At 71.9% G+C, this 13,029-nt stretch carries 11 protein-coding genes and 6 pseudogenes; 10 read left to right on the top strand and 7 right to left on the bottom strand.

Features of this window, described 5'->3' with window-relative positions:
• The 4 genes and pseudogenes from H8R17_RS22210 to H8R17_RS22195 form a co-directional block, all read left to right on the top strand.
• Positions 1–680 (top strand): annotated as a pseudogene (locus H8R17_RS22210) (Tat pathway signal sequence domain protein); the annotation flags it as partial.
• 200 nt (positions 681–880) lie between these two features.
• A pseudogene (locus H8R17_RS22205) lies at positions 881–1,018 on the top strand (copper amine oxidase); the annotation flags it as partial.
• Positions 1,019–1,120: 102 nt separating this feature from the next.
• Positions 1,121–2,359, top strand: coding sequence for an SAV2148 family HEPN domain-containing protein (locus H8R17_RS22200; RefSeq protein WP_316959489.1), 1,239 nt, complete (start codon positions 1,121–1,123; stop codon positions 2,357–2,359).
• Between the two features lie 129 nt (positions 2,360–2,488).
• Positions 2,489–3,211 carry a 3'-5' exonuclease gene (locus tag H8R17_RS22195; protein WP_187824963.1) on the top strand — a complete coding sequence of 241 codons (723 nt, stop codon included), beginning with the start codon at positions 2,489–2,491 and terminating at the stop codon, positions 3,209–3,211.
• Positions 3,212–3,375: 164 nt separating this feature from the next.
• Here the strand turns inward: H8R17_RS22195 and H8R17_RS22190 are convergent, their stop codons facing one another.
• Entirely contained in the window at positions 3,376–4,239 is an 864-nt protein-coding gene (locus tag H8R17_RS22190) for a phosphotransferase enzyme family protein (RefSeq protein ID WP_187824962.1), read from the bottom strand.
• 318 nt (positions 4,240–4,557) lie between these two features.
• Here H8R17_RS22190 and H8R17_RS22185 point away from each other — a divergent pair.
• The 3 genes and pseudogenes from H8R17_RS22185 to mgt form a co-directional block, all read left to right on the top strand.
• Positions 4,558–4,890, top strand: a pseudogene (locus H8R17_RS22185) (sugar ABC transporter permease); the annotation flags it as partial.
• A gap of 393 nt (positions 4,891–5,283) precedes the next feature.
• Positions 5,284–6,063, top strand: a complete 780-nt coding sequence (gene erm, locus H8R17_RS22180) for an ErmE/ErmH/ErmO/ErmR family 23S rRNA (adenine(2058)-N(6))-methyltransferase (protein ID WP_187824961.1) — start codon at positions 5,284–5,286, stop codon at positions 6,061–6,063.
• Between the two features lie 48 nt (positions 6,064–6,111).
• Positions 6,112–7,323 (top strand): macrolide-inactivating glycosyltransferase, encoded by a 1,212-nt coding sequence (gene mgt / locus H8R17_RS22175; protein ID WP_187824960.1) that lies wholly within the window; start codon positions 6,112–6,114, stop codon positions 7,321–7,323.
• Positions 7,324–7,419: 96 nt separating this feature from the next.
• Here mgt and H8R17_RS22170 read toward each other — a convergent pair.
• Positions 7,420–7,632 (bottom strand): annotated as a pseudogene (locus tag H8R17_RS22170) (MMPL family transporter); the annotation flags it as partial.
• Entirely contained in the window at positions 7,631–7,852 is a 222-nt protein-coding gene (locus tag H8R17_RS49350; protein WP_399477089.1) for a hypothetical protein, read from the bottom strand. The gene H8R17_RS49350 and the pseudogene H8R17_RS22170, both read right to left, overlap by 2 nt.
• 123 nt (positions 7,853–7,975) lie before the next feature.
• Here H8R17_RS49350 and H8R17_RS22165 point away from each other — a divergent pair, with 123 nt between their 5' ends.
• From H8R17_RS22165 to H8R17_RS22155, 3 genes and pseudogenes are all read left to right on the top strand, one after another.
• On the top strand, positions 7,976–8,521 hold the full coding sequence (locus H8R17_RS22165; protein ID WP_187824959.1) for a DUF1697 domain-containing protein: 546 nt from the start codon (positions 7,976–7,978) through the stop codon (positions 8,519–8,521).
• Positions 8,514–8,627: pseudogene (locus tag H8R17_RS47165) on the top strand (DUF4440 domain-containing protein); the annotation flags it as partial. The gene H8R17_RS22165 and the pseudogene H8R17_RS47165, both read left to right, overlap by 8 nt.
• A gap of 51 nt (positions 8,628–8,678) precedes the next feature.
• Positions 8,679–8,959, top strand: a pseudogene (locus H8R17_RS22155) (gas vesicle protein K); the annotation flags it as partial.
• A gap of 321 nt (positions 8,960–9,280) precedes the next feature.
• On the opposite strand, the gene H8R17_RS22150 reads toward H8R17_RS22155, so the two are convergent.
• The 4 genes from H8R17_RS22150 to H8R17_RS22135 are packed head-to-tail and all read right to left on the bottom strand — an operon-like array spanning position 9,281 to position 12,840.
• Positions 9,281–10,030 carry a sirohydrochlorin chelatase gene (locus H8R17_RS22150; protein ID WP_187824958.1) on the bottom strand — a complete coding sequence of 250 codons (750 nt, stop codon included), beginning with the start codon at positions 10,028–10,030 and terminating at the stop codon, positions 9,281–9,283.
• Positions 10,031–10,036: 6 nt separating this feature from the next.
• Entirely contained in the window at positions 10,037–10,927 is an 891-nt protein-coding gene (locus tag H8R17_RS22145; protein WP_187824957.1) for an ABC transporter permease, read from the bottom strand.
• Positions 10,914–11,702, bottom strand: coding sequence for an ABC transporter ATP-binding protein (locus H8R17_RS22140; RefSeq protein WP_187824956.1), 789 nt, complete (start codon positions 11,700–11,702; stop codon positions 10,914–10,916). Before H8R17_RS22140 ends, H8R17_RS22145 begins: the two co-directional genes overlap by 14 nt.
• A gap of 37 nt (positions 11,703–11,739) precedes the next feature.
• Entirely contained in the window at positions 11,740–12,840 is a 1,101-nt protein-coding gene (locus tag H8R17_RS22135) for an aliphatic sulfonate ABC transporter substrate-binding protein (RefSeq protein WP_187824955.1), read from the bottom strand.
• Positions 12,841–13,029 lie beyond the last annotated feature (189 nt).

Here is a 13,029-nt window from a genome sequence, read left to right as displayed (position 1 = left end):
ATCGCGGTGGCGGGGACCGCCGCGATGCCCGCCCCCGCCACCCTGCCGGGCACGGCCGGGCGCGGCCGGGGCGGAGGGCACGGGCCGGGCGCGGCCGTCGCGACCGGCGTCGTGGAGCAGCCGCCCGCCGAGGTTGCGCGGGGCACGGGCGGCCACCCGCTCACCGACGACGAGATGAAGCGCGTCGAGGGGGACCGCGGCCCCCAGAGGCTCGACGTCGGACTGGCCGAACCGGAGGCCGGCGAACTCGACGCCCCGGACGCGCCGCGCCGCGCCGACGTGGCCTTCTACGAATACAAGGACGACACGCTCGCCACCAGGACCGTCAACCTCGACACCGGAAAGGTCGAGCGGACCGACACCCGGCGCGGCGTCCAGCCGCCGCTGAGCCGCGCCGAGCGGACCGAGGCCGCCCCGCTGCTGATCGCCGACCCGCTGGGCGCGGGCCTGAAGGCGGACTACCGGGACGCACCGGCAAGGAGCTGACCTCGCCGGACCAGCTGCACCGGGACAGCATGATCTACAAGTCCGTCCCGGGCGCCCAGCCCGCCGCGCTCGACCCGTGCGGCGAGCACCGCTGTGCGCGGCTGTTCCCGAAGGTGAGGAACAGGTCGTGGATCGACGCCCGTCACCTGGTGATCGACCTGAGCAGCCGCAAGGTCGTCGAACTCGGCCGCTGAGCTGCCGCCGGGCCCGGCCGGCCCATCACGTCCACTTTTCCAACCTGTACCTCCTGCGAGGGAGTCACTTCTCCATACGCGTCAACAGACTGAGCCGTACCCGCACGCGGACGGCCGCCGCCCAGTCGAAGACCGGCCCGAAGGCCCCCGGCGCCCGCCGCCGACTGCGCCCCGGCCTACCGCAGATCGTCCCCGGCGCCGCCCGGGACGAGGACCAGCAGCCCATGCCGGTCCACTGGCAGGGACTCTCCCTGGCCCCGCGGGACGTCACCGCCATGAATCCGCTCACACCCCGGTCGCTCGCCGATCAGAACGGGCACGCGGACGACGACAGTTGAGAACCAGCCTGTCCATCAGGCTGCACCGCCGACCGCTCCCGGAGTACCCTTCCTTGATCGTTGGCAAGGGGAGTGCTCGGGGGAGCGGAAGGCGGTGCGCGGGTGGGCTCGGGAGGGCTGGAGCTGCCCCCTGGTGACGAGGGGCACGAGGGGAACTCCGCAGACGTCCCGCCCGGTGCCGTGTCCCTGGCGCGGCCGATGGACGCGGGCGCGATCGGGCCTGAGCTGGACTGGGACGCCGACGCCTGGCGCGAGGTGCGCACCCGCGCCCAGCGGGCCGGCCGCGCCTACATCTGGCTGAATCTCGTCGAACAGCGGCTGCGCGCCGTCGTGGCCGCCGTTCTGCGGCCCGTGTACGCACCCCACCACGGCGACGACTGGGTGGTCGCCGCGGCCGGGCCCGCCGGGCAGGAGTGGGCGCAGCGCGCGGTCGCCGTGCGCGAGGTCAGCCGCCGCAAGGGCTATCTGCTCGACCCGGCCGACGACAACGTGCTCAGTTTCCTCACCCTGCCGCAGCTGCGCGAGCTGATGGTGCAGCACTGGCCGTGCTTCGAGCCCTACTCCGACGACCGCCGGGACGTCGAACTCGCCCTGGACGAGCTGGAGGTGACCCGTAACGTCGTCTCCCGCAACCGCGCGCTGTCCGAGGCGGTCCTGAACCAGGCCGAGCGGGCCTCGGCGCGGCTGCTGGAGATGCTCGGCGCGGGCGGCGACGTGCCCTCCGCGCGCCGGCTGCCCATCGACGCCGTCGAGGACCTGGTCGGCGACCGGTACGCCGACGTGGTTGCCGTGCACCCGGACCGGGTGCGGCTGCTGCGCCGGTTCCCGGCCGAGGACATCTTCGGCGGCGCCCGCCGCGTCGACGCCGTCGGCATCGGTCTCAACCTGCTCGTGCAGAACTTCTCCGGCCGCCGCCTGGTGCGCCTCGCCGAGTCCGGCTGCCGGGTGCGCCTGCTCTTCCTCAACCCGGCCTCCAGCGCGGTCAAGCGACGCGAGCGCGAACTCGGCATCAAGCGCGGCGAGCTGAGCCGCGCCGTCGAGATGAACATCCTGCACATGCGCCGGGTCCGCGCCCGGCTGCGCGACCCCGGCGCCTTCGAGATCCAGGTCTACGACGAGACGCCCCGCTTCACCGCCTACCTCGTCGACGGCGACGGGGCGGACGGCGTCGCGGTCGTGCAGTCGTACCTGCGCCGGACGCGGGGGATGGAGGCGCCGGTGCTCGTCCTGCGGAACGGGAACAAAATGGTCAAGTCCGGCGAGATCGAGGACGGCGGGCTCTTCCCCACCTACCGCGAGGAGTTCGAGCTGATGTGGGTGGATTCGCGTCCGGTGTCATGAACTGCCCTGTGATGCGCCCCTGTCGCGAACGCCTCGACGGCACAAGCGGAACGCGGTCCTCTGATTGTCAGTGGCTCATGGGAAGGTGGAGGCCACTGGGGGAACGCACCACAAGAAGGGGGGCCGCCCATGGGCTGGCACCGGGAGCTGCTGATCGGCTTCGACCTGGAGACGACGGGTACCGATCCGCGTGAGGCGCGCATCGTCACGGGGGCCGTGATCGAGGTCAGGGGTGGGATGCGGATGGGGCACCGGGAGTGGCTGGCCGACCCCGGCGTGGAGATCCCGGCGGACGCGGTGGCGGTGCACGGCGTCAGCAACGAGCGGGCGGCGGCGGAGGGCCGGCCGGCCGACGAGGTGGCGGACGCGATCGCCGACGTGCTCGTGACGTACTGGAAGACGGGCGTGCCGGTCGTCGCTTACAACGCCGCGTTCGACCTGACCCTGCTCACCGCCGAACTGCGCCGGTACGGCCTGCCGTCCCTGCGCGACCGCCTGGGCGGCCTATCCCCCGCCCCGGTCATCGACCCGTACACGATCGACCGCTCCGTCGACCGCTACCGCCGCGGCAAGCGCACACTCCAGGCAGTCTGCGCCGAGTACGGCGTCCCGCTCGACGCCGCGCACAACGCCTCGGCCGACGCCCTCGCCGCGGCCCACCTCGCCTGCGCGATAGCCGACCGCCATCCCAAGATCGCGTCCCTCGGCCCGGCCGACCTGCACCGCCGCCAGATCGAGTGGTACGCCGACTGGGCAGCGGACTTCCAGAACTTCCTACGCCGCAAGGGCAACCCAACGGCCCTGGTCGACGGCACGTGGCCGCTGCGGGAGCCGGCGGACGAACCGGTCTGAGCGGGCGGTCACTTTTCAACGCAGGACAAGCTGGTCGCCACAAGCCTGTCCGGCGTTTGAGAGCGAGGCCGTTCAGGCCGAAGCGGGGGTCTGGGGTGCGCAGCCCGCAGGAACGCCCGCACCAACGCCGGGTGCCTTTGCCGGCGCGGCTCAGCAACCGCCGTTCAGAACGAATACCACCGCACCGTCGCATCCCCGTCCCGCAACGACGCCACCCGCCGCTCGAACTCGGCCAGCGCCTTGGGGTTGCTCGGCGCATGCTGCGCCACCCACGCACAGCTCGCCGTCTCCCGGGCCCCCCGCAGAACCGAACACCCCTCCCACTCACGTACATCCCACCCATACGCCTCGACGAACGACTCATAAGCCGCCGCAGGCAACCCGTACCGGTCGCGAGAGAGAGCCATGACCACGAGATCGTGCTCCCGCAGGTCCGCCGAGAAGGTCTCCAGATCGACCAGCACCGGCCCGCCCGGCCCCACGTGCACATTGCGCGGCAACGCATCGCCATGAATCGGCCCCCGCGGCAGCTGAGGCGTCACCGCCCCCACGGCCGCCAGGAACCCGTCCCGCCGCTCCCGCAGATACGCCGCGTCCGCCGAATCGATCGCCTCACCCGCCAGCCGCAGCCACCGCTCCACCCCGCCCAGCAGATCGCGCGGCGGCAGTTCGAAAGGAGGAGAGGGCAGTGCGTGCACGACCCGCAGCAGTTCGGCCAAATCCCGCGGCTCCGCAGGCCGTACCGATTCGGGCAGCCTATGCCACACGGTCACCGGATGACCGTCGACCAGCAGCGCCTCCGGCTCCGCCGCCCGCACCGCCGGCACCCCCGCCTCGGCCAGCCACAGCGCGATGTCCAGCTCGCGGCGCGCCCGGTCGAACAGCTCGGCGTCGCGCCCCACCTTGACGACCAGGCTGCCGGCGGCGAACACCGCGTTCTCGCCCAGCGCGAGCAGCCGCGCGACCTCGGCCGCCCCGGGCAGCACCCCCGCCGCGGCCAGCGCACTCCGCGCCTGAGCCTCGTCCATCGTCCGCCTCCGTGTCCTTGTCGTCCTTGTCGTCCTTGTCGTCCTTATGGTCGGTGTCGCCCGCGTCGCCCGCGTCGCCCGCGTCGCCCGCGTCGCCCGCGTCGCCCGTGTCGCCCAGGTCTTGCTTGGGGTCCTCGGCGTCGAAGGCGTCCTCGGCGTCCTGGTCCGTCCACCCTCGCCGTACCTGCTTCCGGGTTCCGGCCATCCGCCGGCCAGTGTCGCATTCGCACAGGTGGGACCACGTGCGGTGCCTTGACGCGCCACAGCGCCTTCACGACCATGACGTGGCCACCCGGGCCGCACAAAGGGGCTGATTCCATGGCATTGGTGACCGAGGTGAAGCGGCCGACGCGCCGCGTGCCCGGCAACGGCGCACCGCGGCGCGCGCTCGACCACAGCGCCTGGTTCCTGGTACTGCCCGCCCTGATCCCCATCCTCGTCCTGAGCGTCGGCCCGCTCGTCTACGGGATCCTGCTGGTGTTCACCGACACCCAGTCGGGCCGCACCGCACCCGCCCAGTGGATCGGCGCCCTCAACTTCCGGGACCTGCTGCACGACACGCTGTTCTGGGAGTCGTTCCGGATCGGGCTGGTGTGGGCCGTCGGGGTGACGGTCCCGCAGTTCCTGCTCGCTCTCGGCCTCGCCCTCCTCCGCCTGGAGAAGGACGGAAACCTGATCCTTGCCCGCTACCAGTGCTGACGCCGTACGAAGTACCCGCGCCCGCCAAAAACCCGTTGCCCGTGCCGACCGCGCCCGCCTACCGTTCCGCGCATGGCAGGAAGCCCAACCTACAGCTCCGGTTACGGCCGGGGCTGCACGTATCCCATCCGCATGCGCCGCGGCCCCGGAGCCCTGACCGGCCCGGGGAGCCACGCCCGCTGACGGCACTGCCGCAGGGGCGCCCTCTTCGCCGACGTACGCCGTAGATAGAGCACGCACGCGTCCGACGCGTGACGGCTCGATCCGGTGTGCCGTCCTCCCGTCTTCCGGTCGGGGCCTTCGTCTGCCCTTCAGGCCCCTCACGGAAGACAAGGACCGCAGGCCATGGCCCGCCCCACCCAGCGCACGCGCGCGCTCTCGCAGAACTTCCTCGCCGACCGCACCGCCGCCATCCGCTTCGCACGGCTCGCCGTCCCGCACGACCGCCCGGCCCGGCTGCTGCTCGAAGTCGGCGCGGGAAAGGGCGCGTTGACCACCGTGCTCGCCCCCCGCTGCGCCGAGCTGCGCGCCTACGAGATCGACCCCCGGCTCGTGGCCGTACTGCGCGAGCGCTTCTCCGGCAAACCCCAAGTCCGCGTCATCGGCGGTGACTTCCTCGCCGCGCGGCCCCCGCACACCCCCTTCGCCGTCGCCGGCAACGTGCCCTTCTCCCGTACGGCGGCGATCGTCGACTGGTGTCTGCGAGCCCCCGACCTCACCGACGCCACGCTCCTCACCCAGCTCGAATACGCCCGTAAACGCACCGGGGACTACGGCAGCTGGACCCTGCTGACGGTCCGCAGCTGGCCGTGTTTCGCGTGGCGGCTGGCCGGGCGGGTCGGCCGGCACAGCTTCCGGTCCGCGCCCCGCGTCGACGCCGGGATCCTCCGCATCGAGCGCCGCGGCACCCCGCTGATCGACCCAGCCGCGTACGGCAGCTGGCGGCACCTGGTCGAGCTGGGCTTCTCCGGGGCCGGCGGCTCGCTGCACGCCTCCCTGCGCCTGGTGCACCCGAGGCGGCGCCTGGACGCCGCGTTCCGCGCCGCGCGCCTGGATCCCGGTGTGCTGGTCGGGGAGGTGGCGCCGGGGCGCTGGCTGCGGCTGCACGAGGCGCTGACCTCGTAAAACCAAATTGAGTTGCACGAGACGTATCGTCTCGTTTATGGTCGGTGCATGACCAGTCCCGCTCACATCGCCATGTTCTCCATCGCCGCCCACGGCCACGTGAACCCGAGCCTCGAAGTGATCCGCGAACTCGTCGCGCGCGGGCACCGGGTCACGTACGCGATCCCGCCCGCGCTCGCGGACAAGGTCGCCGGGACCGGTGCGGAGGTGAAGCTCTGGAAGTCCACACTGCCCGGGCCTGACGCCGACCCGTCGGCCTGGGGGACCACGCTGCTGGACAACGTGGAGCCGTTCCTCGACGACGCGATCCAGGCGCTGCCCCAGCTGATCGAGGCGTACGAGACGAACGGGGCGGACGGGACGGACGTGCCGGACCTCGTCCTGCACGACACCGCCTCGTACCCGGCCCGCGTCCTCGCCCGCCGCTGGGGCGTGCCCGCGATCTCCCTGGCGCCGCACCTCGTCGCCTGGGAGGGCTACGAGGAGGAGGCCGCCAAGCCGATGTGGGAGGAGCCGAAGAAGACCGAGCGCGGCCGGGCCTACTACGCCCGCTTCCAGGCCTGGCTGGAGGAGAACGGGATCACCGAGCACCCCGACGTGTTCGCGGGGCACCCGGCCCGCTCCCTCGTCCTGGTCCCCCGCGCGCTGCAGCCGAACGCCGACCGGGTCGACGAGAGCGTGTACACCTTCGTCGGCGCCTGCCAGTGCGACCGCACCACCGAGGGCGACTGGCGGCGGCCCGAGGGTGCCGAGAAGGTCGTGCTCGTCTCGCTCGGGTCGGCCTTCACCAAACAGCCCGGCTTCTACCAGGAGTGCGTCAGGGCGTTCGGCGACCTGCCGGGCTGGCACGTCGTGCTCCAGATCGGCCGCCACGTCGACCCCGCCGAGCTGGGCGACGTACCGGACGGCGTCGAGGTGCGCTCCTGGGTGCCGCAGCCGGCGATCCTGAAGCAGGCCGACCTGTTCGTCACCCACGCCGGCGCGGGCGGCAGCCAGGAGGGCCTGGCCACGGCCACCCCGATGATCGCCGTACCGCAGGCCGCGGACCAGTTCGGCAACGCCGACGTGCTCCAGGGGCTCGGCGTCGCCCGACACGTCCCCCGGGAGGAGGCGACCGCCGAGACCCTGCGCGCCACCGCCCTCGCCCTCGTTGACGACCCGGAGGTCGCCCGCCACCTGAAGGAGATCCAGGCCGGGATGGCCGGCGAGGGCGGCACCCGGCGGGCAGCCGACCTCATCGAGGGCGAACTGCCCTCATAAAACGCCCTCGGAGAGCCTCCGCAGAGGCCCCTCACGGGGCGCCTTCATGAGCGGGCCCGCAGCCCTCCCAACGGGCCCTGTGAACGGCGGGAAGCGTCAGACCCTCACCGGCCGCCCCTCGTCCGGCACGGAGGGTACCGCGATCGCGTCCGGCGTCTCGTCGTGCGTGAGGCCGGGCATCCGGTCCAGCCACTTCGGCAGGTACCAGTTGCGCTCCCCGAGCAGCGCCATCACCGCCGGCAGCAGCACGCCCCGGATGATCGTCGCGTCGATGAGCACCGCCGCCGCGAGGCCGACGCCCATCTGCTCATGGACTGCATGGAGTCTCCGGCGTCACGGTGTGCGTGGCGATGGCGGGCAGCGCGGTCTTCACCTCGGGCGCGTCGATGTCGTCCGCCCTGACGACCACCTCGGTCGGCTCGGAGCCGCCCGGGAACGCCTCGTCGACCCGGGCTTGCCCCTGGTGAGCGGCGGCGATCAGGGTGCCGGTGTCTGTAATGTCCCGGTCAAGGTTTGTTGAATGAGTCACAAGTGCGTGGACGAGTTGAACCGGAGCCCGCCGTTCGGCCAGAGTTTCGCGCAGTCCGCTCGCGGCGGACACGGCCGTCGTGCCCACCCCCACGGGGCACGACGGCCGCCCTATCGTGTGCGCATGACGACGACGTATGCGGCGCTGCTGCGGGGGATCAACGTGGGCGGCAAGAAGGTCGCGATGGCCGACCTGCGCACCCTCCTGGAAGGCCTCGGCCACGACGCCGTACGCACGTATCTGCAGAGCGGTCAGGCCGTGTTCGCGGCGGATCACGGCGACGAGGAGTGCCTGGCCGCCGAGATCATGCAGGCCGTCGAGAAACACTTCGGCTTCCCCGTCGACGTGATCGTGCGCGACCACGCCTATCTGGAGGCGGTCGCCGAGGCCTGCCCGTTCCCGCCCGCCGAACTCGAGGGCAGGCAGCTGCACGTCACGTACTTCTCCGCCCCGGTCGACGCGTCCCGTTTCGCGGAGATCGACCAACCGGTCTTTCTCCCCGAGGAGTTCCGCCTCGGCGACCGTGCCCTGTACCTCTACACACCGGGCGGCCTGGGCCGCTCCAAGCTCGCCGAGGCCCTGTCCCGACCCCGCCTGACCAAGGGCCTGATCGCCACCACCCGCAACTGGAACACCGTCGTGAAACTCGTGGAGCTGACCGGTGCCTGAACCGACCCCCGCCGTCGCGGCTGCCATCGAGGGCGAGCTGCGGCTCCTCGACCCCCGCGTCCGCCGCTCGCCCGAGCTGGTGGAGGGGCTCCTGCCGGCCCACCCCGTCCCCCAGCAATGAGGTCCCATGCCGCCCCCACGCCCGGACACCCAACCCGCCGCCGCCCACCGCCTGTCGACCGACCCGGACACCGTCGAACGCGACCTGTCAAACTCGTGCTGACCGTCGTCGAACTCCTCCGCCAGCTCATGGAACGCCAGGCCCTCCACCGCGTCGACACCGGCGACCTCACGGAGGACCAGGAGGAACGCGTCGGCCTGACGCTGATGCTCCTCCATGACCGCATGGCAGACCTCTGCGCCCGCTACGACCTGCGCATGGAAGACCTCAACCTGGACCTGGGCCCCCTCGGCACCCTTTTGCCGCAGGCCGACTGACGTCCGCCCCGGGCCACTTGGCCCGCGCAGGGATGGCCCCGGCCGCCGCCCGGTGCTTCCGGTAGTCGGGGACACTGTGCGGCCACAAGGGCGCGATGCTGATCTCCGCTGGTTCCTCCGCGCCGGGGAACGCCCGGGCCAGTGCCCCCTTGGGGACGGCCACGAAGTCCCCGGCATCGGCGATGTTGAGGAAGAACAGCCGTACGGTCCTTCCCACCACGGCCGGCCGCTGCCCGCTGCGCTGCGCGGCCTGCCCGCAGATCCGGCGGAGCCAGCCGGTCGCCCCCGACCGCCGTCGACAGCGGTACCTGTGCCCTGCCCTCAGGCCCCGACCGCCGCCGGCAACGGCACCCGTGCTGCGTCGTACCGCTCCAGCACCACGCGCGCCACCTCCGGCGCCGCCCCCAGTACGTCGGCGAGCACGTCCGCCTCCGCCGCACCCCGCGCGATGCGGTCGGGCAGGAAGCCGGGGGCCAGGACGTAGGGGGCGACCGCGACGCGAGAGCAGCCCAGCTCCCGCAGCCCCCGCACCGCGTCCTCGGTGCGGGGGAACCCCGCGGGAAATGCAGCGGAGGCGAACGCAGGCCGCACGGCGCACCAACCGGTGTGCCGCCACTCCCGCGCGATTTCAGCGATCACTGCGATCGCCTCCGGGTCGGTGGACCCCGCCGAGGCCAGCACGACCCCGGTCGAGGACTTGTCGGCGGGGGTCAGACCCGCCTCGTACAGGCGCCGTTCCAACGCCGACAGCAGCAGCGGCGACGGGCCGAGCACGTCCGCCTGACGGATGCGCAGCTGCGGCGGTGCGTCCGCCAGCACCGCCGGGATGTCCGCCTTCGCATGGAACGCACGGGTCAGCAGCAGCGGCAGCGCTACGACGTCCCGGACGCCCTTGGCCGCCAGCGACTCCAGCACCCCCTGTACGGACGGAATGTTGAAGTCCAGGAAACCGGTCTCCACCCGTACGTCCGGGCGCAGCGCGCGGACCCGCCGTACGAGGGCGTGCACGGTCGCGGCGTGCCGCGGGTCGCGGCTGCCGTGGGCGATGACGAGAAGGACCGGGCGTCGCACGGAAACTCAGCTCCTCGGCAGCAGACCGCGGTTGCGCAGCACCCACCGCTCCAGCGGGCTGAAGATCAGCAGGTCTATGGCGATGCCGACGATCAGGATGAGCAGGATCGCGAAGAAGACCATGGCCATGGAGCTGTTGTTGCGGCCGTTCTCCAGCAGCTGGCCCAGGCCCACCCCCAGGTCGGGGGAGGACGCGATGATCTCCGCCGCCATAAGGGAGCGCCAGGAGAAGGCCCAGCCCTGCTTCAGGCCCGCCAGGTAACCGGGCAGCGCGGCCGGCATGACGATGTGCCAGGTCCCCTTCAGACCCGTCGCGCCCAGCGTGCGGCCGGCGCGCAGGAACAGCGGCGGCACCTGGTCGACGCCCGACACCAGGCCGTTGGCGATCGACGGGACCGCGCCGAGCAGGATCACCGCGTACATCATCTCGTCGTTCAGGCCCAGCCAGATCACGGCCGGCGGCACCCAGGCCACGGACGGCAGGGACTGCAGGCCGGACAGGATCGGGCCGATCGCCGCCCGCACGAACCGCACGCGCGCCACCAGCAGCCCCAGCGGCGTCCCGATGGCCAGCGCGATCAGGAAGCCGAGCAGTCCGCGCGAGACGCTGGTCCAGATGTACTCGTGGAGCGTGCCCTGCAGCCAGGACTCGCGCAGCTCGCCCCACACGTCGGCCGGCGCGGGCAGCTTGCTGGGATCGCTGACGGCCCCGGACGACACCAGCAGCTGCCACAGCGCCAGTACCAGGAGGACGGCGACGATCGGCGGCAGGATCTTCTGTATCAGGGTCTTCCGGAACGGCGTACGGCCCGTCTGGACCGTCTCCAGGGCGTCCAGGCCGGCTTCGAGTCCGGCGAGATCGTTGCCGTCCTTGGCGGTCGTCTCAGTGCTGGCCATGGCGGCGGATCTCCCCACGCAGTTGTTCGGTGATCTCCCGGGACAGCTCCGCCACGGCGGCGTCCTCGATACGGCGCGGCTGCGGGATGTCCACCGTCCACTCGCGCGCGACGCGGCCCGGGCGGGAGGACAGCAGGACCACGCGCTCGGCGAGCCGGACCGCCTCGCGCACGTTGTGCGTGACGAACAGGACGGACAGCCGTGTCTCGCGCCAGATGCGGGTCAGCTCGTCGTGCAGCACGTCCCGCGTGATCGCGTCCAGCGCGGCGAACGGCTCGTCCATCAGCAGCAGCTTGCTGTCCTGCGCGAGGGCGCGGGCCATGGCGACGCGCTGACGCATGCCGCCGGACAGTTCGTGCACCCGCTTGCCGTACGCGCCCTTCAGCCGGACCAGTTCGAGCAGTTCCTCGGCCCGGCCCCGCCGCTCGGCCTTCGCTACCCCCCGGAGCTTCAGCGCGAGTTCGATGTTCTTGCCCGCGGTCAGCCACGGGAACAGGGCGTGCTCCTGGAACATCAGCGCTGGGCGCCCGTCGGTCGTGATGCCGCCCGCGCTGGGCCTGTCCAGCCCGGCCACCAGGTTGAGCAGGGTCGACTTGCCGCAGCCGGACGCCCCGAGGAGGGTGACGAACTCGCCCGGCGCGACATCGAGCGTGATGTCGTCGAGGACGAGCTGCTGTCCGGCGGGGCCGGCGAAGGACTTCGAGACGTGGTCGATGCGCGCGGCGTGCTCCACGGACGCATCCGTGTCCGCGGCCTTGGCGAGGGCGGTTGCCATGGTCGTCACCTCCTGGGAACTCATCGGGATCCGTGCCTTAATGCACGCCGAGGCCGGCGTCGCCGACCTCGGGTTCGCCCTCCGCCTTGAGGACCTTGTTCAGCGGCGTCAGGTCGTAGATGCCGGTCAGGTCCGGCTTCTGCAGCAGGCCCGCCTTGACCGCGTGCTCGGCCTGGGTCTTGAGGGTGGCGGCCAGCGGATCGTCCGTGACCTGGATGGACTTCCACGCCGGGTCGATGACGTCGGCCGGGAGCGCCATGCCGGTGTCCTGCTTCAGGCGGGCGTTGGCCGCGGCCTTCGCCTGCTCCGGGTGGGCGTTGATCCACCGGTTGGTCTCGACGGAGGCCTTCAGCACCGCTTCGACGGCCTCCGGGTGCTGCTTCAGGAAACTCTGCGACACGATGACGTTCGTGGTCACGAACTTCTTGTCCGGCCACAGGTCGGCCTCGTCCAGCAGCACCTTCGCGCCCTCGGCGACCAGCTTGGACGCGGTCGGCTCCGGCACCCACGCGCCGTCGATGGAGCCCGACCTGTACAGGTCCGGGGTGACCTTGTTGTCGGAGCGGATCACGGAGACGTCGCCCTGGCCGCTCTGCGCGTCGACCTTCCAGCCCTGCTCGGAGATCCAGTTCAGGAACGCCACGTCCTGGGTGTTGCCGAGCTGGGGGGTGGCGATCTTCTTGCCCTTGACGTCCTTCAGGGACTTGATCTTCTCCGGGTTGACGACCAGCTTCACGCCGCCGGACGCCGAACCGGAGATGATGCGCAGGTTCTTGCCGTCCGCCTTGGTGTAGCCGTTGATCGCGGGCGAGGGGCCGATCCAGCCGATGTCGATGGAACCCGAGTTCAGCGCCTCGATCTCCGAGGGACCGGCGTTGAACGTCGAGTAGTCCGCCTTCGTGCCGCCCAGCTCCTTCTGGAAGAAGCCCTTCTGCCGGCCGACCAGCGCGGTGGCGTGGGTGAGGTTCCCGAAGTAGCCGATCCGCACGGAGTCCAGGCCGTCGGTCTTGGCCGCCCCGGCAACGGCGTGCTCGGTGTTCTCCACGGCCTGGGAGCCGTAGCCGCAGGAGGCGAGGGCGAGCAGCGGCAACGCGGCCAGGACCGCGAGGGTGCGGCGGAGGGCGGGTGGTGCAGGCACGGAGGGTTCCTCTCGGTGGCCCGGCTCTCACGCCCTTACCAGGTCGTGGCCGGGAGGTCGGCGGGTGGGTCCGGGGCGGCGCGCATGCGGTGCGCGTACGTCAGCGCAGACATCGCGTCACTCCGCCCTGCCCGCTGCCGAGGGGGCCGCTGCCGACGCGGCCGCCCTCCTTCGCGAACGTGGAGAAGT

Origin of the sequence: Streptomyces sp. TRM68367, from assembly GCF_014495685.1 — a bacterium.
Classification (GTDB): Bacteria; Actinomycetota; Actinomycetes; order Streptomycetales; family Streptomycetaceae; genus Streptomyces.
Note: the sequence above shows the minus strand (reverse complement) of the source record. Positions and strands in the feature narration are given on the sequence as shown.